Source organism: Azospirillum brasilense, from assembly GCF_003349955.1.
GTDB lineage: Bacteria > Pseudomonadota > Alphaproteobacteria > Azospirillales > Azospirillaceae > Azospirillum > Azospirillum brasilense_B.
The window spans coordinates 47,960-72,167 of the sequence record NZ_QLKQ01000031.1 but is presented as its reverse complement, the minus strand read 5'-3'; the positions used below and the strand labels follow the sequence as shown (position 1 = coordinate 72,167).

Here is a 24,208-nt window from a genome sequence, read left to right as displayed (position 1 = left end):
TGTTGCATCGTAAGCCATCAAACTGACCTTGCGCTCTGAAGCACAACGTCAATAGGCTCGTCAGACAGGACCTAGTTTTTGATGGGCGAAAGCTTCGCGGTGAACGGAGATGCATCTCGGCGGCAATGGTGTTGCAGAGATGCACTCCGAAATTAGACCAGCAAGAGGTCTTCCCATTCGTCAATCTCGTCTTCTTCGTCGCCAACGACGAGGAAGCCGTCCGGCCGCTCGGCCGTCTCATAGATGCTGGGCCCTTCGTCGCCCGCCAGGATGCGCCCCACGGCCATAGCTGCGGCAACCGCACCGTCGATCCGGCCTCGCGCCTTCTCTTTCGTGAACTTCTCATTCTCGGCCGCGTCCTTCTCGGGCACCACGTTGGCGAAGCACATCCGCAGCACCGGGTTCCCGCCGTGCCGGAACTCTCCGCCCAGGATAGCGCGCTTCAGCTCACGCACGGGTGCCGCCATGCTGGCGAAGCCCTGCCCGAAGGTGGCGACGGTGATGTCCTCCCGCTGCAACGCCGTGGTGACGGCGGTGGAGTTCCATCGGTCGATGGCGACGTCCTGAAGGTCGAACCGCTCGGCCAGTCCGACCACATGGGTAATCACCGCGTCATAGTCGATGCGGTTCCCCTCCGTGATCGTCAGGAAGCCGGCGTCGCGCCAGCGCAGGTAATCGGGCCGGTCCTGGCGGTGCAGCTCCGTGGCGGAACGCTTCCATTCTCGCTTGGTGTGGGTGGTCAACCGGCATCGACAATGCGATACACGCGGCCGGCGTCGGTCCGGGTCGATTCGATCGTGAGCCCGAGCCTCTTCCTGAGGGCGCCGAAGATGGCGCCGCGCACGGTGTGCTTCTGCCAGCCGGTGGCGGCAACGATCTCGTCGAGGCTGGCGCCTTGTTCGCGGCGGAACAGGACGATCACCTGCGCCGGCTTGGAGATGGCCGGGGTGCTGTCTTCAGCGGGGGGGGGTGGGCTCCAGCTTCCGGAGGCCGGTCCAGAGGCCGTGGACCGCACTTGCCCGGGTTCCTGCCGCTGGACATGGCTCTGCGCCGTTGCGCGGATTTCATTCGGGGAGAGGAGGGACAGGCGGAGCTGACCGGCCACTGGGCCGGGCGGGTGCGGGCAGCAAAGCAAACGTGAGGTGCGCTTGCTGGCATGGGGGAACCGGCATCCGCGTGCTATCCAGTTCCTGCTCGGCCACACCAAGCTGGAGAGCACGGTCCGCTATCTTGGGATTGAGGTCGAGGATGCTCTGGCGCTGGCCGGGCAGACCGAGATTTGAAGAGCAATGGAGGAGTGCTCTCGGCAACGGAGACATCTACCGGCTTGTCCTGACCCAAAGCGGACTTTTGTCCAAGACGGCTTTGCGCCAGAAGTGGACAGTCCGCTTTCGAAGATGGGGTGGGTGAAACTGCCGTCGATCACAGGTTCAAATCGCGGGCGTGCAATGGGCGCGAGCGATATGGATTGTTTGTTTACACATGATATCCACACAATCATTGCTGCTCTAAAACGACCTGTATAGAATGCGTTGTTATCCGTCATGCACCGGATAAGTCATCGAGAGCTAAGGTGTCAGGGGTTGAATGTTTTGATGATCAGTCAAAGCATGGTGCGAAAACGGGGAGTCCTATTTATTGACAAATATTCGCTTGATTGATTGAAGTGAATCATTGTGAATTTATAATGTTGAGGAAATAAGCGATGGCTTGGTACGCTCACACGCCAAAAATGCCGGGTGATCCTTGGGAGCCGCTGCGTGAGCATCTGCTCCGTGTCGCGGCAAGGGCGGAGGGATTCGCGGCGGTCCTGTTTCCTGGAAGCGACTGGGCGGGCGCCTGGGCGCGGGCACTCGGCCTGCTGCACGATGCCGGCAAATACGCCGAAGCCTTTCAAAGGCTGCTGAACGGCGAAAACATCCGGGTCGACCACTCCACGGCCGGCGCGGTCCTCGCCCTGGAGCGTTACGGCAAGGACAGTCCCGTCGGCTGGCTGCTTGCCTATGCGGTGGCCGGGCATCATGCCGGGCTGCCAGACGGCGGGATGGACGGAAACGAGGAGGCGAGCCTGACGGTCCGCCTGCGGAAGGCGAAGCTTCCGGACTCCGTCCGTGCCGAGGTGCTGCGGGAGATCGGGCCGCTGCTGCCCGCCGAACTGCCATTGCCGACCTTCGCGGACTGGTTCGCCGTGGCGCTCTTCGCTCGCATGATCTTCTCCTGCCTGACCGACGCCGACGCCCTGGCGACCGAGGGCTACAGCGACCCGGAGCAGGCGGCCCTGCGCGGCGGACAGCCGGACCTGCCGACGCTGGCCGCCGCCCTGCGGATGCATCTGGTCGGCAAGGCGGCAAAGGCCACCCCCTCCGACGTCAACCGGATCCGCACGGAGGTTCTGGAACGTTGCCGCGACGCCGCAGCGCTGCCTCCCGGCCTCTTCTCGCTGGCGGTGCCGACGGGTGGCGGTAAAACCCTGTCCTCGCTGTCCTTCGCGCTGGAGCACGCGCAACGCCATGGCCTGCGGCGCGTGATCTACGTCATTCCCTATCTGTCGATCATCGAGCAGACCGCCGAAACCTTCCGCGAGGACGCCTTCGCCGGCCTGCCCGGCGCCGTGCTGGAGCATCATTCCGCCTACGCGCCGCCCGGCGGCTTCGACGACCGGGACGAGGAGGGCGTCGGCCCCGACCGCCACAAGCTGGCGTCGGAGAACTGGGATTCCCCGGTGACGGTCACCACCGCCGTCCAGTTCTTCGAATCCTTCTTCGCCGCCCGCCCGTCGCGCTGCCGCAAGCTGCACAACGTCGCCCGTTCCGTCATCGTGCTCGACGAGGCGCAGCTTCTTCCTCTGCCCCATCTGCGGCCCTGCCTCGCTCTGCTCGACGCGCTGGCGCGGGATTACGGCTGCACGATCCTGCTGAGCACCGCCACCCAGCCGGCGCTCGACCGGGACCGGCCACTGGCCTTCGGCCTGACCGGCATCCGCCCCATCATGCCGGAGGACGGCGCCCCGGCCCTGCACAAGGCCATGGAGCGCGTGACGGTGGAGCACGCCGGCCTGCTCGACGACGAGGCGTTGGCCGACCGGATGCGGAACGCCACCCAGGCGCTCTGCGTGCTGGACACGCGCGGTCACGCAGCCGACCTCTACCGCGCGCTGAGGGATCGGGAGGTGGAGGGGCTGTACCACCTGTCCGCCGCCATGTGCGCCGAGCACCGCTCCACCGTTCTGGCGGCGATCCGCGCGGATCTGGCCGAGGGGCGCCCCTGCCGCGTCGTCAGCACGCAGCTCGTCGAGGCGGGAGTCGACGTGGATTTCCCCCTGGTGCTGCGCGCGATGGCCGGGCTGGATTCCATCATCCAGAGCGCCGGCCGCTGCAACCGCGAGGGCCGTCCCGGCCTGTTCGGCCGCGTCGTCGTCTTCGACACGGCGCGGCGCAACGGCCTGTCCGACCTCAACCGCCGCCGCGACCTCACGCGGGAGATCATGGACGGCCGCCCGTGGGACGAGGCTCTGCATCCCGACGTGATCGCCACCTATTTCCGCCGGCTCTACAGCGCCGACAAACGCAAGCGGACCGCCAGCGGCGGCGATCCCTACGATCGGACCGAAGCCTGGAGCCGCCTCGCCACCACCAACCGGCGCGACGCGATCCCCTTCCGCGCGGTGGCCGCCGACTTCCATCTGATCGACAACGACCAGGCGGCGGTGATCGTCCCCTACACCGAGGAGGCGCAACGCTGGGCCGACGCCCTGCGGGCCACCGAGCGCCCCGGCGCCATCGCCCGCAAGCTGCAACGCTTCATCGTCACCATCCCGCGCGGCCAACTCGCCCAGCTGATGGGTGCTGGCATCGTCAAGGCCATCGGGGAGCACGGTCAGTTCCTGCTGCTGACGGATCTGTCCTATTACGACGATGCGGCGCTTGGGCTGGTGACCCGTGATCCGCGAGATCGGACGGAGATGGAGAATTTGGTATAGCTCTAAATCATAGATGGCGTTTTCCAAGTTTAGAGCTTCAGATGAACCGTCGTCTCCAAGGCGTGAGTTGAAACATCTGTAGCTCAAAACCTATGAAGATTCTCTCCACATGGAGAGAGCAGGAGAAAACTATGTCAAGGGAAACGCAACGGTTGCATCCAGAACCCTCAAAAAATATGGGAATTACCATTATTAATAATGTTAACATTTATTCAGAGGCTCATCAAAAATCAACAAAATATTCTGAATTTAACTTACGTTATATATTTTCTTCTATCCTTCGATGGCTAGGAAAAGGCGATAGAGAATAACGGAAATTATAAACGTAAACGCAATCTATATCATGTGTGTACTGCAACTTCGGCCGCTTTTTATCTAATGAAACATGCGGGCGGCCGGATCTTCATTGATAAATCTTAGGTTGAATTTCAAAATTTTGGAAACTAGTTACTTTCATTTCTCATAAAAATCCATCCTTATGGTTGATGTTGTTAAATTTATTCCGTATAAATTTTTGCAGAATCATAAGCCGAAAGGCGCCCGCATGTCCCAAGGCATCAGCCTGCGCGTCCATGGTTCCCGTGCCCTGTTTTCCCGTCCGGAAATGAAGGCCGAGCGTGTCTCCTACGACATGATCACGCCATCGGCGGCACGCGGCATTCTCGAATCCATCCATTGGAAGCCGGCGATCCGCTGGGAAATCGACCGGATCACCGTCCTGAACCCGATCCGCTTCGACACCATCCGCCGCAACGAGGTGGCGTCGAAAGCCTCCTACAGTCTGGCGCGGCAGGCGATGGCCAACGGCAGCGACCTCGCGCTGCACCCGGAGGACGACCGGCAGCAACGCGCGAGTGTCTTCCTGCGCGACGTGGATTACATCATCGACGCCCATTTCGAGATGACCGACCGGGCCGGACCGCAGGACAATCCGGGCAAGCACGCGGAGATGGCGCGCCGGCGCATCGCCAAGGGGCAATGCGTCTGGCAGCCCTGCTTCGGTTGCCGCGAGTTCCCGGCCTATTTCGAGCCGCCGCCGGACATCCTGCCCGAACCGCCGGACGACCTGCGCGGCACGCGCGACCTCGGCTGGATGCTGCACGACATCGACTTCGCCGACGGCATGACGCCACGCTTCTTCCGCGCCACGTTGGTGAACGGGGTGCTGGACGTGCAGGATTGCCTGCGGCGGAGCGGCCTATGATCCTTACCGAGCTTTACCGCCTCTACGAACGCCTGCGCGACGCCGGCACGCTGCCGCCCTACGGCTATTCCCAACAGAAGGTGACCGGCTGCATCGTGCTGCGCGCGGACGGCAGCGTCTTCACCGTGCAGGACGAACGCGCCGACGAGAAGATCGGCAAGAAGGACAAGACGGTCAAGCGCCCGTCCCTTGTGGAGGTGCCGCAGCCGCCGCGCCGGACCTCCGGCGTCAAGGCCGGGTTCCTGTGCGATTCCGCCGGCTACCTGTTCGGCACGGCGGAGGGCCGCGCCGGCCGGGCAGAAGAACAGTTCGCCGCTGCCCGCGCCCGCCACGAAGCTGTCCTGGCGGGAAGCAACCACCCCTGGGCGCGCGCGGTTCTGGCCTTCTTCCAGACCTGGACGGTGGGCACCGCGCCGGAGGTCGCCGACCCCGACATCCTGTCCGGCTGGCTCGTCTTCCGCGCGATGAACGAGGACGATTATGTCCACGACGCGCCGGAGATCCGTGCCGCCTGGGAACGCGCCATGGACACCGAGACGGAGGCGGCGGTCCTTGGCCAGTGCCTCGTCACCGGCGGGTACGGCCAGCCCATCGCCCCGATCCACCCGGCCATCGGCGGCGTGCCGGGCGCGCAGACGGCGGGGGCGGCGCTGGTTTCCTTCAACGCACAGGCCTACGAGTCCTACGGCAAGAGCCAGAACCTCAACGCCCCGGTGTCCGCCCGCGTGGCGCACGGCTATACGGCGGCGCTGAATCATCTGCTGTCCCAGCGAGACAAGCGGCACCTCGTCATCGGCGAGGTCTCGGTGGTGTTCTGGACCGACCGGCCCACTCAATTCGAAGACGACGCCGTCCTCGTCGCCGCCCGTCCCGACATCCCGCCCGAGGACGAAACCCGCGCCCGGGCGGTGAAGGAGGCGCTGGAACGGTTGGCCCAGGGCCGTGCCGCGCTGGCTCCGGGGGAGGCGGGGGCCCGCTTCTTCGTGCTGGGCCTGTCGCCGAACGCGGCGCGGCTGGCGGTGCGGTTTTGGAGCAGCGACAGCCTGGGCGTCATGGCCGACCGCCTGGCCCGGCATCTGTCCGACATCGACCTGGTCCGACAGTGGGAGTGGCAGCCGCGCTACCCCTCGCTTTGGGCGCTCGCGATGGAGACCAAAACCAAATACCGGGGCGACGGCGACAACGCCAAGCCCGACCCGAACGACAAGGGGCTGGCCAAGCTGAACGGCGACCTGCTGCGCGCGGTGCTGGTCGGCGGGCCTTATCCGGCCAGTCTGCTGGCGGTGTTGCTCGACCGCATCCGCGCCGACCATGCGGTGAACCACCCGCGCGTCGCGCTGATCAAGGCGGTGCTGACGCGCCGCTCCCGGCTGGCCGGAACCACCGCCCAAGCCGCCCAGGAAGAGGGGAACAATCTCGTGGGTCTCGACGAATCCCGCACCGATCCCGGATACCGTCTCGGACGCCTGTTCGCTGTCTTGGAGAAAATCCAGGACAAGGCGGCGAAGGGAAGGGAAATCAACACCGATATTCGTGACAAATACATCGGGGGCGCCTCGGCAAGCCCGCGATCCGTGTTTCCAACCCTGCTCCAGCTTTCGGAAAAGCATCTGAAGCAATTGAGGAACAGTCCCGACCCCAAGCTGGTCAAAACCCACAATTGGCTGCGGGCGCGCCGAGCCTCCATTCAGGAGGCGTTGACCGGTTTTCCCGTCACGCTCGACCTGGAGCAGCGCGGCCTGTTTTTCATCGGCTACTCCCACGAACAATCCTACCGCTCTCCCGAGAAGGCCGCTTCGACCGAACCGGCCGCTCCCGACGAAACCTTGTCCGATCCGGAGTGACCGTCATGGGCATCCACGAGTCCCGCATCGAGTTCGTTTATCTGTTCGACGTCCGCAACGGCAACCCGAACGGCGATCCGGACGCCGGCAACATGCCCCGGCTGGACCCGGAGACGGGTCATGGTCTGGTCACCGACGTCTCGCTGAAGCGCAAGATCCGCAATTACGTCCAACTGACCCAGGAAGGCCGCCAGGGCTACGAGATCTATGTCCGCGAGAAGGCGATCCTGAACGACCAGCACGCCCGCGCCTACGAGGCTAACGGAATCGAACTGGACAAGGGCAAGGGCAAGGCGAAGGGCGAGGCCGACGCCCGCAAGGTGACGCAATGGATGTGCGACACCTTCTTCGACGTGCGGACCTTCGGGGCGGTGATGACGACGGGCGTCAACTGCGGGCAGGTGCGCGGGCCGGTGCAGATCACCTTCGCGGAAAGCCTGCACCCCATCGTGCCGGCGGAACTGTCGGTCACCCGCATGGCCGTGACCACCCAGGCCGAGGCCGACAAGCAGAGCGGCGACAACCGCACCATGGGCCGCAAGCACATCGTCCCCTACGGGCTGTACCGCGCCCACGGCTTCCTCTCGCCGCATCTGGCGCGGCAGACCGGCTTCTCGGACGCCGACCTGGACATCCTGCGCAGCGCGCTGGTGAACATGTTCGAGGTGGACCGCTCGGCCGCGCGCGGCGAGATGGCGGCGCGCCGGCTGATCGCCTTCCGCCACAAATCCCCCCTCGGCGAGGCGCCGGCGCAGACACTGTTCAAGCGTGTGGCCGTCGAAATGAACGACGGGGTGACCGCCCCGCGCGACTTCGACCGCGACTTCACCGTCACCATCGACCGGGACGGCCTGCCCGATGGGGTGAAGATCGAGGAGTGGCTGTAGCCTCATGGAGGCGGACGACTCCGCCCTCGTCCCGCTGTCGGCCCTTCAGCATCTCGCCTTCTGCGCGCGCCAGTGCGGGCTGATCCATCTGGAAGACGCCTGGGCGGAGAACGCGCTGACCGCCGAGGGCCGGGTGCTGCACGAGCGGGTGGACAACGCACCCGGCGAAACGCGGCGCGGGGTCCGTATCGCGCGTGGCGTGCCCTTGCGCCATCGGCGGCTTGGGCTGGTCGGGCGGGCCGACGTGGTGGAGTTCCACAACCGGCGCGGCCTGCCGCCGCTGCCCTGCCCCGTGGAGTACAAGCGTGGCAAGGCCAAGCCGCACGACGCCGACCGCGTCCAGCTCTGCGCCCAGGGCCTGTGCCTGGAGGAGATGCTGGGTCTTGAGGTGCCGGGCGGCGCGCTCTTCTACGGGGAAACCCGGCGGCGGCAGGAGGTGGCCTTCGACGCCGCCTTGCGCGCGCGGACCGAGGCATTGGCCGGCGAACTCCACGCGCTGTTGGCCTCCCGCGTCACGCCGCCGCCGGAACCGGGGCCCAAATGCCGGTCCTGCTCGCTGGAACCGTTTTGCCTGCCGACCCTGTCGGGCTCCCGTTCCGCCGCCGTCTGGCTGGACCGCATGCTCCGCGCCGACGCCGCGGAGGGCGCCGCCAAGGAAGATCCGCCATGAAGCGCTTGTTGAACACGCTCTACGTCACCACCCCCGGCAGCTACCTGTCCAGGGAAGGCGAGGCGATCGAGGTGCGGCGCGAGGATGGCGCACGCACGTTGGTGCCGATGATCGCGCTGGAGGGCCTTGTCGCCTTCGGCAGCGTCGGCGCCAGCCCGCATGTGCTCGGCCATTGCGCCGAGAAGGGGATCAGCGTCGGTTTCCTCTCCGACACCGGCCGGTTCCTGATGCGGGTGGAGGGCCCGGTGTCGGGCAATGTCCTGCTGCGTCGCGCGCAGTACCGGGCGGCGGACGACCCGCTGCGGGCCGCCTCGGTGACCCGCGGCGTTCTGGCCGGCAAGCTGGCCAACCAGCGGACGGTTCTGCGCCGCCACCGCCGCGACCACACCGATCCGACCGGCGCGCTGGCGTCGGCCGAAGATGCAATCAGCCGCGCCCTGACCCAGCTCGACCGGCCGCTCGACGTCGACCGCCTGCGCGGGGTGGAGGGCGATGCTGCCGCCTGCTATTTCGGCGCCTTCGCCGCCATGATCCGGCGCGACGAGCCGGAATGGCGGATCGCCGGCCGGTCGCGCCGACCGCCGCTCGACCGCGTCAACGCGTTGCTGTCCTTCCTCTACACCCTGCTGACCCACGATGTGCGGGGAGCGCTGGAAGCGGTTGGGCTGGATCCGCAGGTCGGCTTCCTGCACACGGATCGCCCGGGGCGGCCGTCCCTGGCGCTCGACCTGCTGGAAGAGTTCCGGGCCCCCTTCGCCGATCGGCTGGTGCTGACCCTGATCAACCGGCAGGAGTTGCGCCCCGACGATTTCGAGATTGGCGAAACCGGTGCCGTTGCCCTCACCGCCGATGCTCGCAAGGCCGTGCTGGTCGCCTACCAGAAGCGCAAAAAGGAGGAACTGACCCACCCCTTCCTGAACGAGAAGCTGCCCTTCGGCCTGATGTGGCACGCGCAGGCCCGTCTGCTGGCGCGGCATCTGCGCGGCGACCTGGACGCTTATCCTCCCTTCCTCTGGCGGTGACGCGGTGCTGGTCCTGGTCTGCTATGATGTCTCCACGGAAACCCCGGCCGGCCGTCGCCGCTTGCGCCGTGTGGCAAGGGCTTGCCAGGACCACGGCGTGCGGGTTCAATATTCAGTGTTCGAATGCACGGTCGATCCCGCACAATGGACCGCGCTGCGCGCGTCCTTACTCGGCTTGATCGAGCCGCAGACCGACAGTCTGCGCTTCTATCTTCTCGGTTCGTCGGCGCGGCACAAGGTGGAGCATGTCGGCGCTCGCACACCGACCGATCTCGATGGGCCTCTAATTCTGTAATTGTCAGCGCCTGTGCGAACCCCAAGCTCCCATGCATGCTCCGGGAGGATTCGCGCTCCAGAAAAGTCAAGGCTTCTGAATGCCTTGGCACCTACGCTGGCAATGCGAGACGGTCGCTCTTCCATCAATCACATTCGTTCGCATATTGGTTGCCGTTTTGCATGTACAGTCAATAGCTTATACTATGGCGGTCGCCTCCTGCGCGGAGGCGTGGATTGAAACGCTGCGGTCCTTGTCCCAGCCGACCGCGTGCAAGTCGCCTCCTGCGCGGAGGCGTGGATTGAAACGACAGCATGCCAACGGCGTAGTCCCATTTCTCGGGTCGCCTCCTGCGCGGAGGCGTGGATTGAAACACCACTCGGGCCGCTGACTTCGAGAAGGCCGCCGTCGCCTCCTGCGCGGAGGCGTGGATTGAAACCGCTTCATCGGTGACCCGCGGGGAGAGACCCCGGTCGCCTCCTGCGCGGAGGCGTGGATTGAAACAAGTCGTGGGTGATGGGGCGTCTCGACTGGCCGGGTCGCCTCCTGCGCGGAGGCGTGGATTGAAACGCGAACGGCAAGCTCTACCGCTTGGACCCGGACGGTCGCCTCCTGCGCGGAGGCGTGGATTGAAACAGCAGCGGACCGAAGACCTTGAGACGACGGAGGGTCGCCTCCTGCGCGGAGGCGTGGATTGAAACAGCGACCGGCCGGCGGTCGAACGCCTCATGCAGTCGCCTCCTGCGCGGAGGCGTGGATTGAAACGCCCACAACGACCGCGGGCATCCCTTCTACGTGAGTCGCCTCCTGCGCGGAGGCGTGGATTGAAACTGCTCCGGCGTCATGTCAGCCATGGGCGGCCTCCGTCGCCTCCTGCGCGGAGGCGTGGATTGAAACATCCCGACCACTGAGGCCCCGCAGCAGGTCCACCGTCGCCTCCTGCGCGGAGGCGTGGATTGAAACTCCGGCAACGTGTCGGTCGCGAACGCCACCGCCGTCGCCTCCTGCGCGGAGGCGTGGATTGAAACGCCCCGCGCCGGCTGGCGAACTCCGAGCTGGTCGCGTCGCCTCCTGCGCGGAGGCGTGGATTGAAACGCCGTGATGGGCAACGGTGGGACAAGCCTGACGTCGCCTCCTGCGCGGAGGCGTGGATTGAAACCCCGTGAAGCCATAGAGGCAATGGCCCGCAAGGTCGCCTCCTGCGCGGAGGCGTGGATTGAAACGCTGTAGCCGGGGAGTTCGTCGCATGACCGAAGGTCGCCTCCTGCGCGGAGGCGTGGATTGAAACAAAAGAGCTGCGGTGAAGTGGGGTATCGGTCGATGTCGCCTCCTGCGCGGAGGCGTGGATTGAAACGTCGTGTTCCAGAAGCAAAGGATCTACGGACTTGTCGCCTCCTGCGCGGAGGCGTGGATTGAAACGCCACCATCGCGCGGGACACCAGATGGGACGAGGTCGCCTCCTGCGCGGAGGCGTGGATTGAAACCGCGTTTGACTTTGCCGGACACCCGCCGCGGGATGTCGCCTCCTGCGCGGAGGCGTGGATTGAAACGAAGCCGCCCGCGTAGGCGTCGACTGCATCGACCGTCGCCTCCTGCGCGGAGGCGTGGATTGAAACGGGGCGGGCCTACCCTGCCCCGGTTAGACCATGTCGCCTCCTGCGCGGAGGCGTGGATTGAAACACTACGATGGGGCCATGCGCCTTATGCTGGTGGACGTCGCCTCCTGCGCGGAGGCGTGGATTGAAACATGTTAACGGTCGCAAAAATCACCTTGGCTACTGTCGCCTCCTGCGCGGAGGCGTGGATTGAAACCTCAACACCTTCATCAACTTTGCCCAGGCGGCGGTCGCCTCCTGCGCGGAGGCGTGGATTGAAACGCCAAGGTGCCGGCGGTGATCGCCGCCAAACTGTCGCCTCCTGCGCGGAGGCGTGGATTGAAACCGTTCCAGTACGACAGGTGCGCGCACCGGCCCGGCGTCGCCTCCTGCGCGGAGGCGTGGATTGAAACGCTCTGTTCTCCGCCCGCCGGCAGGAGGAAATCGTCGCCTCCTGCGCGGAGGCGTGGATTGAAACTGCCCAAGGGCACTGAGATCCTGTGCAGCTACGGTCGCCTCCTGCGCGGAGGCGTGGATTGAAACGATGCGGCGGCAGGCCAGATCAAAATACTTCCGAGTCGCCTCCTGCGCGGAGGCGTGGATTGAAACGCATCTCGGGCAGCGTCGCCCATGGTGATCTCGTCGCCTCCTGCGCGGAGGCGTGGATTGAAACTCGCCGCTCTCGTCCTGTGAGGTGATCCATGGGTGTCGCCTCCTGCGCGGAGGCGTGGATTGAAACCTTGGTTTTTGCGGGAGGCATTGTAGCTACAAATCCGTCGCCTCCTGCGCGGAGGCGTGGATTGAAACGTGCTGTCTGCCGAGCTGAGCGGCCAGCGGTTTGTCGCCTCCTGCGCGGAGGCGTGGATTGAAACCATGCGCGATCCGGCTGTGCCGCAATCGGACGGTGTCGCCTCCTGCGCGGAGGCGTGGATTGAAACGGCTTGCTCGGCCACACCGCGAACTCCGGCGCGGTCGCCTCCTGCGCGGAGGCGTGGATTGAAACGCGCAGGCCGTCGATCCGTTCATGCACGCGCTTGTCGCCTCCTGCGCGGAGGCGTGGATTGAAACAAAGCGCACCTGGTGGTCGAGCGCGACCCCACCGTCGCCTCCTGCGCGGAGGCGTGGATTGAAACGCTGAAACCGTGACCGTTAGCGCCATGGAGATTGTCGCCTCCTGCGCGGAGGCGTGGATTGAAACTCCGTCCTGGTGCTTGTCGTCGTGCTCGGGGCCGTCGCCTCCTGCGCGGAGGCGTGGATTGAAACCCGGTCTGCGTCGACGGCCTGTGCAGTCGCCGGCACGTCGCCTCCTGCGCGGAGGCGTGGATTGAAACATAGGAGCCGCCACCGGCGAAGGTCAGGAGCGCACGTCGTCTCCTGCGCGGAGGCGTGGATTGAAACTCTTCCTGGGCGGCGACCGGTCCAACGGCGTCGTGGTCGTCGCCTCCTGCGCGGAGGCGTGGATTGAAACGCTCCTTTCTCGGTCGGGTCCGCATGCGACGCCGGTCGCCTCCTGCGCGGAGGCGTGGATTGAAACGTGGCGGGCGTGGAGCCGGTCGGTTGGCACAAGGTCGCCTCCTGCGCGGAGGCGTGGATTGAAACGTTGCGGCGCAGGCGAGCATCGCCACGATCTACCGTCGCCTCCTGCGCGGAGGCGTGGATTGAAACCGTGTGCCGCAGGTAGGTGGTGTCCCACACGGCGATGGGTGGACGGACAAAATGACGGACGGGCGGCAAAGCGGGCAGGCGTCCGGTTCATGGTCTACCGAACCGGACAGTTTGCGCACTTTCGTGTCGTCCCCCCGAGCCGGCGTGGCGGGGACCACCCGGCGTCGCCCTGGCAAACCCGGTACCCGCCTCCTTCCAACCCGCCTCCTTCCAACTCACCACCGTGGACTTGGCAGCGCCGTCAGCGGCCCGCGGCCCCGGTGCGGGTCACCAGGAAGTCGATCAGGCGCTGCGCCGAGGCGTCCAGCTCGTCCCCGGCGCGGGTGCAGATGGCCAGCTCGCGCCGCGCCCACGGCTCGTCGAGCAGCAACAGCGTCAGCCCGAAGGCGGCCACCAGGGGTTGCGCCGCCAGTTCCGGCAGGATGCCCAGACCCAGCCCGTGCAGCACCATCTGGCACATGGCCTCGAAACTGCGGACCTGCACGCGCACCCTCGGGGTCTGCCCGCTGCGGCGCGCCTGATTGATCACGAGCCGGTGCACGGCGGTTGCGTGGTCGAGCGTGACGAGTTCTTCCTTGAGAACCGACGCGAAGGCGACCGGGCCGCCCTGGGCCAGAGGATGGTCGGATGGCACGACGACGGCCAGACGGTCTTCGGCGTACATCCGGGTGCGGAGTTGCCACAGGTCGCCCCCGCGCACGATGACGCCGATGTCGGTTTCCTTCTGGTAGAGCGCCTCGACGATCTCGACGCTCGGGCGCTCCTGCAGCTCCAGACGGATCGAGGGGAAGGCGCGGGCGAAGGCGGACAGGTCGCCGGCCAGCCGCTGCACCAGCGCCGAGCTGCTGGCGAACACCCGCACGGACCCCCGCACGCCGGCACGGTAGTCGGCCAGTTCGGCGTCGAGCTGCTGGTTCATCCCCAACACGCCCCGCGCGTAGCGCAGCACCGCCAGCCCCGCCGGGGTCGGCTCCACGCCGTAGGGCAGCCGGTGCAGCAGAACGGTGCCGCAGCCCTCCTCCAGGAGCTTCATGCGCCGGCTCGCCGCCGACAGGGCGAGGTTCGACTGGCTGGCTGCGCGCGTGATGCTCTTCGTCTCGCACGCCCGCAGGAACAGCAGCAACGTCTGGACATCGTGCCGAACCATCCCCCGCCCTTTCCCGCTTGAGGATCCCAGCGGCGGTTTTCGACAGGCCGCCTTGTCCGATTCCGCAGGCCATCAGTGTGCAGCAGCCCCGGCACCGGCGCAACGGCGCTTCCGCCTTCGAATTCCGCGAAGGCTGACTACCGGGAAATCTAATTCGTTTGTATGACAAGCAAATGATACCGTTTCTTCCAGAGCGCATGTCGGTCGCCGGGCGGCGGCCGGGTGCGCGGGCAGGGATGGAAACGAGGGCGATCACATGGCCGCGTCGAGCACCCCCCATGAACGAGCCGGCACCGCTCCGGCCGGCGACCGGCCGATGGCGTCGGACGCCCTGGCGAACCTCCGCGTGCTGGACCTGACGCGGGTGCGGGCCGGTCCGACCTGCTGCCGCGTCCTCGCCGACTTCGGCGCCGACGTGATCAAGATCGAGGCGCCGGCCGGGGCCGACCCGAACGATGGCATGAACGGGCCGCGCGACGGCTACGACATGCAGAATCTCCACCGCAACAAGCGCTCGCTGTCGCTCAACCTCAAGACGCCCGAGGGCAAGGCCATCCTCGGCCGCCTCGTCCGCACCGCGGACGTCGTGGTCGAGAACTACCGCCCCGACGTCAAGCACCGCCTGGGCATGGACTACGAGACGCTGCGGGCGATCAACCCGCGCATCGTCCTGGCCTCGATCTCCGGCTTCGGGCAGACCGGTCCGTACCGCGACCACGGCGGCTTCGACCAGATCGCCCAGGGCATGGGCGGGCTGATGTGGCTCACCGGGCTGCCCGGCCAGGGTCCGGTGCGCGCCGGGGTCGCCATCGCCGATATCGCCTCCGGCCTCTACGCCGTCGTCGGCATCCTGATCGCGCTGGCCGAGCGCGAAACCTCCGGAGAGGGGCAGTGGGTGCAGACGTCGCTGCTGCAAAGCCAGATCGCGCTGCTCGACTTCCAGGCCGCCCGCTACCTCGTCGACGGCGTGGTGCCGGAGCAGGCGGGCAACGACCACCCCACCTCGACCCCCATGGGCCTGTACCGGACGGCGGACGGCTTCATCAACATCGGCGCCTCCGGCGAGGATTTGTGGCGCCGCCTGTGCCGCGCCGTCGGGCAGCCGGCTCTCGCCGAGCGGCCCGAGTTCCGCAGCGAACCCGACCGTCTGGCCAACCGGCCGCGGCTCAACGCCGAACTCGGCGCCATCCTGGCGGCGCGCCCGTCGCGCGAATGGATGGAGGCGCTCACCGCGCACGGTGTACCGGCCGGACCGGTCAACCGGATGGACGAGGTGTTCGCCGACCCGCAGGTCGAGCATCTGGGCATGGCGGTGCCGGTGCAGCACCCGCGCCGCGGCGCCATCCGGCTGGTCGGCCAGCCGGTGGTGCTGTCGCGCACCCCGGCCGGCATCGCCGCCCCCACGCCGGAGGCCGGCGCGCACACCGACGACATCCTCGGCGGCCTCGGCTACACGCCGCAGGAGGTCGCCGATTTCCGCGGCCGGAGGGTGATCTGATGGATGGGCCGTCGCTCCGCTACCGGACCACCGGCCCGGTCGCCCGGCTGACCATCGACAACCCGGCGCGCCGCAACGCCATGACGCTCGACATGTGGGCGGCGCTGCCCGATCTGGTGCGCCGCGCCGAGGCGGACCCGGAGGTGCGGGTCGTCCTGCTGCGCGGGGCCGGCGACGTCGCCTTCTGCGCCGGGGCCGACATCTCGCAATTCTCCGAGATGCGCAGCGGCGAGGCCGGTGGGCGGGCCTACGACGCCGCGGTCGAGGCGGCGCAGGCGGCGCTGTCCGCCGCCGGAAAGCCGACCGTCGCCTATGTCCGGGGCGCCTGCTTCGGCGGCGGCGTCGGGATCGCTCTGAGCTGCGACCTCCGCGTCGCCGCCGCGGACGCCCGCTTCCGCATTCCGGCGGCGCGGCTGGGCCTGGGCTACACCTTCTCCAACGTCGAACTGGTGACGGCGCGCCTCGGCGCGTCGGCGACGGCCGATCTGCTGTTCACCGCCCGCACGGTCGATGCGGAGGAGGCGCTCCGCCTGGGCCTCGTCGGGCGCCGGTTCGGCGTCGAAGAGGCCGACGCGGCGGTGGAGGATCTGGTGACCGCCATCGGCGGCAACGCCCCGCTCACCCTGCGCGCGGTCAAGCGCGCCCTGGTCGAGCTGGCCCGCCCGGCGGCGGAGCGCGACACCGCCGCCGTCGATGCGCTGGTGCGGGTCTGCCTGGGCAGCGACGACTATCGCGAGGGTCAGGCGGCGTTCAAGGAGAAGCGGGAGCCCGGCTTCCGCGGAGTCTGAACGAACAACGGGGGAGGGACGTCGGATGAGCGAGCTTTCGGCCCAGGAGGCCTTCGAGATCGGCGGTCTGTACAGCCGGTACAACCTGTGCAGCGACCTCGGCGACCCCGACGGCTACGCCGACTGCTTCACGGCGGACGGGGTGCTGGAGCTGATGCCGCACGAGCTGCGCATCGCCGGCCGGGCCGCTCTGCACGGGCACAAGGTGCGCGACCTCGCCACCCGGCAGGGCTACCGGCGGCACTGGAACGGCAACCTGCTCCTGGAACGGGGCGACGGCGGTTCGGTGCGAGGCCGCTGCTACCTGATGGCCTTCAACGGCCCGGCGGGCGAACTGCCGGCCATCGGCGACTGCGGGGTGTACGAGGACGACATCGTGCTCGACGGCGGCACCTGGCGGTTCCGCCGCCGCCTCCTGACCATGGACGCCAGCACCTGGACGCGGAGGTGACGGCGATGGACGACATCCAGACCATGGGCGCGGCGGAGCTGGCGCGGGCGGTGGGCAACCGCCAACTGTCGGCCCGCAGCGTGGCCGAGGCCTTCCTCGCCCGCACCGAGGCGGTCAACGGCGTGGTCAACGCCGTGTGCACCCTCAACCCGGCGGCGCTCGCCGAGGCCGACGCCTGCGACGCCCGTCTGGCCTCCGGCGCCGCGCCGCGGCCGCTGGAGGGCGTGCCCTTCGTCGTCAAGGACAACGTCGACACCGCCGGCCTGCGCACCACCTACGGCTCGCGGCTGCGCCGGGACTTCGTGCCCGCCGAGGACGCGGTGGCCGTGGAGCGGCTGCGCCGCGCCGGCGCGGTGCTGCTCGGCAAGACCAACGCGCCGGAGTTCGCCCACGACGTCAACACCACCAACGCGCTGTTCGGCACGACGCGCAACCCGTGGCGCCTCGACGCGACCTCCGGAGGGTCGAGCGGCGGGACGGGCGCCGCCGTCGCCGCCGGCATGGCGCCCATCGGCATCGGTACCGACCTCGGCGGCTCGATCCGCGTGCCGGCCGCCTTCAACGGCATCGTCGGCGTCCGCCCGACGCCGGGCCGCGTCCCGGTCTATCCCAACGCCTTCGCCTGGGACACCCTGGTCGAGCATGTCCAGGGCCCGCTGGCCCGCAGCGTCGAGGACGCCGGGCTGATGCTCGCCGCGATGGCAGGGCCGGACGACCGCGATCCCGCTTCGCTGCCCGACGACGGCATGGACCTCGCCGCCGCCGCCCGGCGCACCGACGCCGTGCGCGGCCGGCGGATCCTCTACGTCGAGGATTTCGGCGGGCTGGTGCCCACCGACCCGGAGGTGGCGCGGCTGGCCCGCGCCGCCGCCCTCGCCTTCGAAGACCTCGGCTGCGTCGTCGAGAGCGGCGACCTCGCCGCCGGCTTCGACGTGAGCGGCCTGCGCGAGATCGTCATGGGAACGCGGGCGTTCGGCATGGTCGGGCGCTATGCCGACCTGCTCGACCGCCACCGGGCGGAGATGACGGTGCCGCTGGTCAACCAGATCGAGGACGCGCTCAAACGCTCGGTGCGCGAGGTGGCCGCGGCGGAGCGGCTGCGCGGCGACTACTGGCACCGGGTGCGGCGGGTGCTGGAGCGGTTCGACCACATCATCGCCCCCTCGGTGGGGATCGCGGCGTTCGACCTCGACCGGCCCCTGCCGACCGAGATCGCCGGACGGCCGCTGGAGCGCTTCTACGACGTGTTCCTCGGCACCTACGCCTTCTCCGTCACCGGGCTGCCGGTGGCGGCGGTCCCCTGCGGCTTCACGTCGGCGGGGCTGCCGGTGGGCGTCCAGATCGTCGGCCGGCGCCTGCGCGACGACCGCGCGCTGGAAGCCGCCGCGGCCTTCGCGCAGGCGCGCCCCGAGCATGCCCGCCGTCCGCAGGTGGACACCGCGTGGCGGCCGCCCGAACACGGGGAAACGGGCACGACCGGCTACAAGGTGGCGTGAGGAGGGGACGAACATGGATCTCGACCTGAAAGGCAAGCGCGCGGTGGTCACCGGGGCCAGCAAGGGCATCGGGCGCGCCGTCGCCGAATCCCTTGCCGGGGAAGGCTGCGACCTCACGCTGGTGGCCCGTGGGTCCGCGGAGCTGGAGGAGCTGGCGGCGACGCTGTCCGCGCGCTTCGGCGTCGCGGCGGCGGCGGTGCCCATGGACATGGCCGACGAGCGGGCCCGGCAGGCCCTGGCGGCGGACTGGGCCGGCGCCGACATCCTGGTCAACAACGCCGGCGCCATTCCGGGCGGTGAGATCGGCGAGATCGCCGAGGCGGTGTGGCGCGACGCCTGGGAGCTGAAGGTGTTCGGCTACATCGCGCTGTGCCGGCTGTTCCACGCCGCCATGAGCGAGCGCGGCCGCGGCGTCATCGTCAACGTCATCGGCACCGCCGGCGAACGGCCCAACCCCGCCTACATCGCCGGCACCACCGGCAACGCCGCCCTGATGGCCTTCACCCGCGCGCTCGGCGCGCGGGCGCCGGACGCCGGGCTGCGGGTGGTCGGCGTCAACCCCGGCATGACCGCCACCGACCGCGCCGTGACGATGATGCGGACCTTCAGCGCGCAGAGGCACGGCGACGCCGAGCGCTGGCCGGAGGTGGAGCGCGCCCTCGGCCTGCCGTTCGGACGGATGGGCAGCCCGCGCGAGGTGGCGGACGTGGTGACGTTCCTGGCCTCGCCGCGGGCCGGCTACGTCAGCGGCACCATCGTGACGGTGGACGGGGGGGCCAGCAACCGAAGCGCCTGAACGGAAGCGGACGACGGCGCGGCAGGGCCGCACACAGGGACCGCACACAGGGGCAGCGCCCGAAAAGGGCCAACGAAAAGGGCCGACGAAAATGGGAGGAAGGCACATGCGCACGCTCACGATGACCGGCTTGGCCAGGATGACCGGACTGGCGTCGGTCGCAGCCCTGTCGCTGATGGCGGCGCCGGCCGCCTTGGCCGAGACCGGCGTCACCGCCGACACCATCGTCATCGGCGGCATGGGCGGGCTCACCGGCCCCTCCGCCGGGCTCATCATCCCGCAGCTCAACGGGGTGCAGGCGGTGTTCGAGGAGGTCAACGCCGCCGGCGGCGTCCACGGCCGCAAGATCGTCTACGCCAAGCAGGACGACGAGTGCCTGCCCAGCCGGGGCGTCGGCGCGGTCAAGAAGCTGATCCACGAGGAGAAGCCCTTCATGATCGTCGGCGGCGGCTGCTCCAACGCCGCCATCGCGCAGAAGCCCGAGGTCATCGAGGCGAAGATCCCCTGGGTGATCGTCGCCTCCACCGCCGACTCCCTGACCGAGCCGGTCAATCCGTACGTCTTCACCACCATGTCGGCCGCCTGGATGGAGGTCTACGGCCAGCTCCAGCTCGCCCTCGACCAGGGCAAGACGCGGATCGCCGTGGTCTGGCAGCCGGACGCCTGGGGCAAGGCGCGCCTCGAACCGATGAAGCAGGCCTTCAAGGCCAAGGGCATCGAGCCGGTCTCCATCCAGGAGATCGCCGTCGAGCCGACCGACACCACGCCCACCGTCCTGCAGATCCAGGCCACCAAGCCGGACGCCGTGCTTCTGCTGCTGTTTCCCAAGGCGGCGGTGCCGTTCCTGCGCGACGCCTACAAGGTGGGGCTACAGCCGCTGATGGTCGGCGGCTCGCCGCTCGGCGAGATCGACGTGCTGGCCAAGGGCGTCGGCTCGCCCGATTCCGTGAAGAATCTCCGCGCCGTCACCGCCGCCGGCTACGGCGTCGACGACCCGCAGGTGGCGAAGTGGAAGGGCATCGTCGAAAAGCGGTTCGGCGACCGCTTCAACGTCCTGCACATGTACGGCATCTCGGCCGGGCAGTTCGCGGTCGAGGCGCTCAAGCAGGCCGGCCCCGAGCCGACGCGGGAGAAGATCCTCCAGATCATGTCGAACCTGACGGTGAAGACCGACACCTACGCCGGACCGCTGGAGTGCAAGCCCACCGACCATCAGTGCCACAAGGCGCTGGGCATCTTCGCCTTCCAGGACGGCCGCGTCACCGGCATCGGCGTCACCAGGCCGACCCGCTGATTCCGCATCCCCTGCGCCGGCTTCCCGAGGGGACCGGCGCAGCCCTCCAGAGAAAGGAGCCCGGCGGTGCTGCTCGCCTACGCCTTGTCCTCGGGGATCACCAGCGGCGCGCTCTACGCGCTCGTCGCGGTCGGCCTCGTGCTCTGCTACCGGACCACCGGCCACATCAACTTCTCGCACGGCGAGCTGTTCATGATCGGCGGTTTCCTCGCCTTCACCCTGCATGTGATGTGGGGGTTGCCCTACATCGTGGCGCTGCTGGGCGCGGTGGCCGGCTCGTTCGTGCTGGGCGTGCTCACCGACCGCGTCGTCTACCAGCCGCTGATCAAGGCGCCGCCGATCGCCATGGTCATGGCGACGGTCGGGCTGTCCTTCGTGCTGAAGGGCATCGGCCGCCATTTCTGGGGCGGCCAGGGCGAGGTGGTGCCCTTTCCGCCGCTGGTCAGCCCGGCGCCGGTCCTCATCGGTGGCGTGGCCGTGTTCCCGCAACAGCTCGTGGTCGTCGCCAGCGTGGTGGTGTGCATGCTGCTGCTGACGCTGTTCTTCACCCGGACGCGGGCCGGCAAGATGATGCAGGCCACCGCCGAGAACGCGCACGCCGCCTACCTCGTCGGCATCCGGGTCGAGCGCGTCTACATGCTGACCTGGGGCGTCGGGGCGGCGCTCGCCGGGGTGGCCGCGGTCTTCGTGGCGCCGCTCACCCTGCTCACCCCGGACATCGGGCTCAGCCTGCTGCTGAAGGCGTTCGCCGCCACCATCCTCGGCGGGCTGGGCAGCATGACCGGCGCGGTCATCGGCGGGCTCCTGGTCGGCATCCTCGAAGCGCTCGCCGGCACCTACATCGCCAGCAGCATCCAGGACGTCTCGGCCTTCATCATCATCCTGGCCGTGCTGGTGTTCCGGCCGACCGGCCTGCTGGGCGCGCGCGCCCGACGGGAGGTGTGAAGCGATGGTCACCCTGTCCAACGAGCCCTCGGCGCCCCGCGCCATCAAGCGCCGCAACCTCGGCTGGCTGGTCGGCCGGCGCCCGGCGCTCGCCGTCGGCGTCCTGCTGTTCGCCGTGCTGCCGCTGATGGCCAACCCCTATCAGGTCTATGTCGGCAACCTGGCGCTCATCTACGTGATACTGGCGGTCGGCCTGAACATCCTGCTCGGTCTCGCCGGGCAGCTTTCCTTCGCCAACGGCGCCCTGTTCGGCGTCGGCGCCTACGCCACCGGCCTGCTGCGCCTCGACGCCGGCCTGCCGTTCTGGCTGGCCCTGCCGGTCGGCACCGCCATCACCGTGGCCATCGGGCTGGCGGTCGCGCTGCCGGCGCTGCGCCTGCGCGGGCTCTATCTGGCGCTCGCCACCGTCGCCTTCGCGCAGTTCGCCCTGTGGACCTTCGTGCACTGGGACTCGGTGACCCACGGCACGGCGGGCTTCGTCATGGCGCCGGTCGACTTCACGGCGCTCGGCCTGCGCACCACCACGGGCATCTACTATCTGAGCCTCGTCCTCGCCGTCCTGCTGGTGGCCGCGGCGTATGGCATCATGCGCTCGCGCGTCGGCCGCGCCCTGGTGGCCCTGCGCGAGAGCGAGGTGGCGGCGGAGTCCATCGCCGTGGACATCACCCGCACCAAGATCGTCGCCTACACGCTGACCGCCGTCTACGCCGGGGTGGCGGGCGGCCTGTTCGCCGGCCTGCTGAACGTGGTGGTGCCGGAATCCTTCAACCTGTTCCAGATCGTCCTGCAATTCTGCATGGTCGTCGTCGGCGGCCTGGGTTCGATCGCCGGGTCGGCGATCGCCGCCGTGCTGCTGATCGTCCTGCAGGAGGGGCTGCGCGGCATGCAGGACCTGCAGGAGATCGGCCTCGGCCTGCTGCTGCTGGGCATGCTGCTGTTCGCTCCGGGCGGCCTCGTCCAGGCGCTGCGGCGCTGGCTGCCGGGGTGGACGGAACCGCACAGCCGAGGGGGGGACGAGTGATGGCCGACCTCAGCATCGAACGCCTGTCGCTGTCGTTCGGCGGCCTCGCCGCGCTCAGCGACGTGGACATCGCGGTGCCGGCCGGCGAGATCCGCGGCATCATCGGCCCGAACGGCGCCGGCAAGACGACCCTGCTCAACGTGATCTCCGGGCTGGTGCGTCCGACCGAGGGCGAAATCCGCCTGGACGGCCAACCGCTCACCCGCCTCAAGGCCAGCGAGGTGGCCGCCCGCGGCGTCGGGCGCACCTTCCAGACGTCACTCCTTTTCAAGGGGATGACGGTGCTGGAGAACGTCATGGCGGGGATGCACCAGGGACTGCGCACGTCGGTTCTGGCCGCCGCCGTCGGTCTGCCCGGCGTGCTGCGCGAGGAGCGGCGGGCCCGCGAGCGGGCGCGCGAGGCGCTGGCCTTCGTCGGGATGCTGTCCTTCGCCGAGCGCGACGGCGCGTCGCTGTCGTTCGGCCAGCAACGGCTGGTGGAGATCGCCCGCTCGCTGGTCGCCGAGCCCAAGGTGCTGCTGCTGGACGAGCCGGCGGTCGGCCTCAGCCCGCCGCGCGTCGCCGAGCTGGACGAACTGCTGCGCCGCATCCGCGACAAGCGCGGCATCACCATCATCATGGTGGAGCATGTCATCCGCCTGGTGATGGGCGTGTGCGACCGCATCACCGTTCTGAACTCGGGCCGGAAGATCGCCGACGGCACGCCGGACGTCATCCTCGCCGATCCGTTCGTCAAGGAAGCCTATCTTGGAAAGAGCTCCGATGCTGACCGTGCGTAACCTTAGCGTCTGGTACGGCCTCAGCGAGGTCCTGCGCGACGTCTCCTTCTCGGTCCCGCGCGGCGAGGTCGTCGCGCTGCTCGGCGGCAACGGCGCCGGCAAGACGACACTGCTGAAGACGCTGAGCGGCCTGGTCAAGCCGCGCGGCGGCGCGGTGGAGTTCGACGAGCGGCCGATCGCCGGCCTTCACCCGCACGACATCGTCACCAAGGGCGTGATCCAGGTGCCGCAGGGCCGCTTCGTCTGGCCGAGCATGTCGGTGGCCGACAACCTCGCCCTCGGCGCCGCGGCGCGCCACGACAAGGCCGGCATCGCCGCCGACCTGGAACGCGTCTACGACTTCTTCCCCCGCCTGCGCGAGCGGCGCGGCGTGCCGGCGGGAACCCTGAGCGGCGGCGAGCAGCAGATGGTGGCGATCGGGCGCGCGCTGATGGCGCGGCCGCGCATCCTGCTGATGGACGAACCCTCGCACGGCCTGTCCCCGCGGCTGGTCCAGGAAATGATCGAGGTGATCCGGCGGCTCAACGAGGAGGGCATGACCATCTTCCTCATCGAGCAGAACATCGGTGTCCCGGCGGCGGTCGCCGGCACCACCTACGTGCTCGCCAACGGCGCCATAGCCTTCCAGACCCACGGCTCGAAGGTCGCCGACGACCCGGAGGTGCTGAGCAGCTATCTCGGTGGCGGTCGCCATTGAGCCGCAAGGCTGACCAGGGCTGACGGCCTCGTTGGTGCCAGGTACGCAGGAAGCAAGGTCGTGGAAGTCCGGGCCATATCGGGCCAAGGAGCGGTGGCGGGAGCATGTGCGGGCGTGTCCAACGGGTCGGGACCGCGCCGTACCGGCCCTGGCCGA

Annotated in this window: 21 protein-coding genes and 1 CRISPR repeat array; of the genes, 18 read left to right on the top strand and 3 right to left on the bottom strand. The window is 68.3% G+C overall.

Annotation, left to right across the window (positions count from 1 at the left end; translation table 11 throughout):
* Nucleotides 1–152: 152 nt before the first annotated feature.
* Nucleotides 153–743: a terminase TerL endonuclease subunit gene (locus tag DXK32_RS15480; protein ID WP_162801190.1), complete on the bottom strand. Its 591-nt coding sequence runs from the start codon at nt 741–743 to the stop codon at nt 153–155.
* Complete coding sequence (locus DXK32_RS32685; protein ID WP_282184587.1) at nt 740–1,015, bottom strand: DUF3489 domain-containing protein; 276 nt, start codon at nt 1,013–1,015, stop codon at nt 740–742. The genes DXK32_RS15480 and DXK32_RS32685 overlap by 4 nt, the downstream gene beginning before the upstream one ends.
* Before the next feature lie 133 nt (nt 1,016–1,148).
* On the opposite strand from DXK32_RS32685, the gene DXK32_RS33500 reads away from it, so the two are divergent.
* The 8 genes from DXK32_RS33500 to cas2 all read left to right on the top strand — a co-directional run bounded on the left by DXK32_RS33500 (nt 1,149) and on the right by cas2 (nt 9,901).
* The gene (locus tag DXK32_RS33500) at nt 1,149–1,283 is read left to right on the top strand and encodes a hypothetical protein (protein ID WP_282184586.1); all 135 of its coding nucleotides are present in this window, start codon (nt 1,149–1,151) and stop codon (nt 1,281–1,283) included.
* A gap of 422 nt (nt 1,284–1,705) precedes the next feature.
* Nucleotides 1,706–3,979 (top strand): CRISPR-associated endonuclease Cas3'', encoded by a 2,274-nt coding sequence (locus DXK32_RS15465; RefSeq protein ID WP_114859323.1) that lies wholly within the window; start codon nt 1,706–1,708, stop codon nt 3,977–3,979.
* A 544-nt stretch (nt 3,980–4,523) separates the two neighbouring features.
* On the top strand, nt 4,524–5,183 hold the full coding sequence (gene cas5c, locus DXK32_RS15460; protein WP_114859322.1) for a type I-C CRISPR-associated protein Cas5c: 660 nt from the start codon (nt 4,524–4,526) through the stop codon (nt 5,181–5,183).
* The gene (gene cas8c, locus DXK32_RS15455; protein WP_114859321.1) at nt 5,180–7,027 is read left to right on the top strand and encodes a type I-C CRISPR-associated protein Cas8c/Csd1; all 1,848 of its coding nucleotides are present in this window, start codon (nt 5,180–5,182) and stop codon (nt 7,025–7,027) included. The genes cas5c and cas8c overlap by 4 nt, the downstream gene beginning before the upstream one ends.
* 5 nt (nt 7,028–7,032) lie before the next feature.
* Nucleotides 7,033–7,914, top strand: a complete 882-nt coding sequence (gene cas7c, locus DXK32_RS15450; RefSeq protein ID WP_114859320.1) for a type I-C CRISPR-associated protein Cas7/Csd2 — start codon at nt 7,033–7,035, stop codon at nt 7,912–7,914.
* 4 nt (nt 7,915–7,918) lie between these two features.
* A complete protein-coding gene (gene cas4 / locus DXK32_RS15445; RefSeq protein ID WP_114859319.1) occupies nt 7,919–8,584 on the top strand; it encodes a CRISPR-associated protein Cas4 in 666 nt (221 codons plus the stop codon).
* Nucleotides 8,581–9,606, top strand: coding sequence for a type I-C CRISPR-associated endonuclease Cas1c (gene cas1c, locus DXK32_RS15440; RefSeq protein WP_114859318.1), 1,026 nt, complete (start codon nt 8,581–8,583; stop codon nt 9,604–9,606). Before cas4 ends, cas1c begins: the two co-directional genes overlap by 4 nt.
* A 4-nt stretch (nt 9,607–9,610) precedes the next feature.
* Nucleotides 9,611–9,901, top strand: coding sequence for a CRISPR-associated endonuclease Cas2 (gene cas2, locus DXK32_RS15435; protein ID WP_114859317.1), 291 nt, complete (start codon nt 9,611–9,613; stop codon nt 9,899–9,901).
* Nucleotides 9,902–10,091: 190 nt separating this feature from the next.
* Nucleotides 10,092–13,140: a CRISPR direct-repeat array (repeat unit 32 nt; unit sequence GTCGCCTCCTGCGCGGAGGCGTGGATTGAAAC).
* A gap of 241 nt (nt 13,141–13,381) precedes the next feature.
* Here the strand turns inward: cas2 and DXK32_RS15430 are convergent.
* The gene (locus tag DXK32_RS15430; RefSeq protein ID WP_114859316.1) at nt 13,382–14,287 is read right to left on the bottom strand and encodes a LysR family transcriptional regulator; all 906 of its coding nucleotides are present in this window, start codon (nt 14,285–14,287) and stop codon (nt 13,382–13,384) included.
* Nucleotides 14,288–14,543: 256 nt separating this feature from the next.
* On the opposite strand from DXK32_RS15430, the gene DXK32_RS15425 reads away from it, so the two are divergent.
* The 10 genes from DXK32_RS15425 (at nt 14,544) to DXK32_RS15380 (ending at nt 24,052) form a co-directional block, all read left to right on the top strand.
* Nucleotides 14,544–15,785, top strand: coding sequence for a CaiB/BaiF CoA transferase family protein (locus DXK32_RS15425; RefSeq protein WP_114859315.1), 1,242 nt, complete (start codon nt 14,544–14,546; stop codon nt 15,783–15,785).
* Nucleotides 15,785–16,573: an enoyl-CoA hydratase gene (locus tag DXK32_RS15420; protein ID WP_114859314.1), complete on the top strand. Its 789-nt coding sequence runs from the start codon at nt 15,785–15,787 to the stop codon at nt 16,571–16,573. Before DXK32_RS15425 ends, DXK32_RS15420 begins: the two co-directional genes overlap by 1 nt.
* A 25-nt stretch (nt 16,574–16,598) precedes the next feature.
* Complete coding sequence (locus DXK32_RS15415; protein ID WP_162801189.1) at nt 16,599–17,024, top strand: nuclear transport factor 2 family protein; 426 nt, start codon at nt 16,599–16,601, stop codon at nt 17,022–17,024.
* A gap of 5 nt (nt 17,025–17,029) precedes the next feature.
* Nucleotides 17,030–18,520, top strand: coding sequence for an amidase (locus tag DXK32_RS15410; protein ID WP_114859312.1), 1,491 nt, complete (start codon nt 17,030–17,032; stop codon nt 18,518–18,520).
* 13 nt (nt 18,521–18,533) lie between these two features.
* The gene (locus tag DXK32_RS15405) at nt 18,534–19,316 is read left to right on the top strand and encodes a short-chain dehydrogenase/reductase (protein WP_114859311.1); all 783 of its coding nucleotides are present in this window, start codon (nt 18,534–18,536) and stop codon (nt 19,314–19,316) included.
* A gap of 106 nt (nt 19,317–19,422) precedes the next feature.
* Complete coding sequence (locus DXK32_RS15400; RefSeq protein ID WP_162801188.1) at nt 19,423–20,610, top strand: ABC transporter substrate-binding protein; 1,188 nt, start codon at nt 19,423–19,425, stop codon at nt 20,608–20,610.
* Between the two features lie 66 nt (nt 20,611–20,676).
* Nucleotides 20,677–21,555 carry a branched-chain amino acid ABC transporter permease gene (locus DXK32_RS15395; RefSeq protein WP_162801187.1) on the top strand — a complete coding sequence of 293 codons (879 nt, stop codon included), beginning with the start codon at nt 20,677–20,679 and terminating at the stop codon, nt 21,553–21,555.
* Nucleotides 21,556–21,559: 4 nt separating this feature from the next.
* Nucleotides 21,560–22,576 (top strand): branched-chain amino acid ABC transporter permease, encoded by a 1,017-nt coding sequence (locus tag DXK32_RS15390; protein WP_114859308.1) that lies wholly within the window; start codon nt 21,560–21,562, stop codon nt 22,574–22,576.
* The gene (locus DXK32_RS15385) at nt 22,576–23,355 is read left to right on the top strand and encodes an ABC transporter ATP-binding protein (RefSeq protein WP_114859307.1); all 780 of its coding nucleotides are present in this window, start codon (nt 22,576–22,578) and stop codon (nt 23,353–23,355) included. Before DXK32_RS15390 ends, DXK32_RS15385 begins: the two co-directional genes overlap by 1 nt.
* Nucleotides 23,339–24,052: an ABC transporter ATP-binding protein gene (locus tag DXK32_RS15380; protein WP_114859306.1), complete on the top strand. Its 714-nt coding sequence runs from the start codon at nt 23,339–23,341 to the stop codon at nt 24,050–24,052. Before DXK32_RS15385 ends, DXK32_RS15380 begins: the two co-directional genes overlap by 17 nt.
* Nucleotides 24,053–24,208 lie beyond the last annotated feature (156 nt).

Bases quoted from the DNA above. Each gene is read 5' to 3' on its own strand.
- DXK32_RS15465 (WP_114859323.1), top strand. From the start codon at position 1,706: ATGGCTTGGTACGCTCACACGCCAAAAATGCCGGGTGATCCTTGGGAG.
- cas5c (WP_114859322.1), top strand. From the start codon at position 4,524: ATGTCCCAAGGCATCAGCCTGCGCGTCCATGGTTCCCGTGCCCTGTTT.
- cas8c (WP_114859321.1), top strand. From the start codon at position 5,180: ATGATCCTTACCGAGCTTTACCGCCTCTACGAACGCCTGCGCGACGCC.
- cas7c (WP_114859320.1), top strand. From the start codon at position 7,033: ATGGGCATCCACGAGTCCCGCATCGAGTTCGTTTATCTGTTCGACGTC.
- cas4 (WP_114859319.1), top strand. From the start codon at position 7,919: ATGGAGGCGGACGACTCCGCCCTCGTCCCGCTGTCGGCCCTTCAGCAT.
- cas1c (WP_114859318.1), top strand. From the start codon at position 8,581: ATGAAGCGCTTGTTGAACACGCTCTACGTCACCACCCCCGGCAGCTAC.
- DXK32_RS15430 (WP_114859316.1), bottom strand. From the start codon at position 14,287: ATGGTTCGGCACGATGTCCAGACGTTGCTGCTGTTCCTGCGGGCGTGC.
- DXK32_RS15425 (WP_114859315.1), top strand. From the start codon at position 14,544: ATGGCCGCGTCGAGCACCCCCCATGAACGAGCCGGCACCGCTCCGGCC.
- DXK32_RS15420 (WP_114859314.1), top strand. From the start codon at position 15,785: ATGGATGGGCCGTCGCTCCGCTACCGGACCACCGGCCCGGTCGCCCGG.
- DXK32_RS15415 (WP_162801189.1), top strand. From the start codon at position 16,599: ATGAGCGAGCTTTCGGCCCAGGAGGCCTTCGAGATCGGCGGTCTGTAC.
- DXK32_RS15410 (WP_114859312.1), top strand. From the start codon at position 17,030: ATGGACGACATCCAGACCATGGGCGCGGCGGAGCTGGCGCGGGCGGTG.
- DXK32_RS15405 (WP_114859311.1), top strand. From the start codon at position 18,534: ATGGATCTCGACCTGAAAGGCAAGCGCGCGGTGGTCACCGGGGCCAGC.
- DXK32_RS15400 (WP_162801188.1), top strand. From the start codon at position 19,423: ATGCGCACGCTCACGATGACCGGCTTGGCCAGGATGACCGGACTGGCG.
- DXK32_RS15390 (WP_114859308.1), top strand. From the start codon at position 21,560: ATGGTCACCCTGTCCAACGAGCCCTCGGCGCCCCGCGCCATCAAGCGC.
- DXK32_RS15385 (WP_114859307.1), top strand. From the start codon at position 22,576: ATGGCCGACCTCAGCATCGAACGCCTGTCGCTGTCGTTCGGCGGCCTC.
- DXK32_RS15380 (WP_114859306.1), top strand. From the start codon at position 23,339: ATGCTGACCGTGCGTAACCTTAGCGTCTGGTACGGCCTCAGCGAGGTC.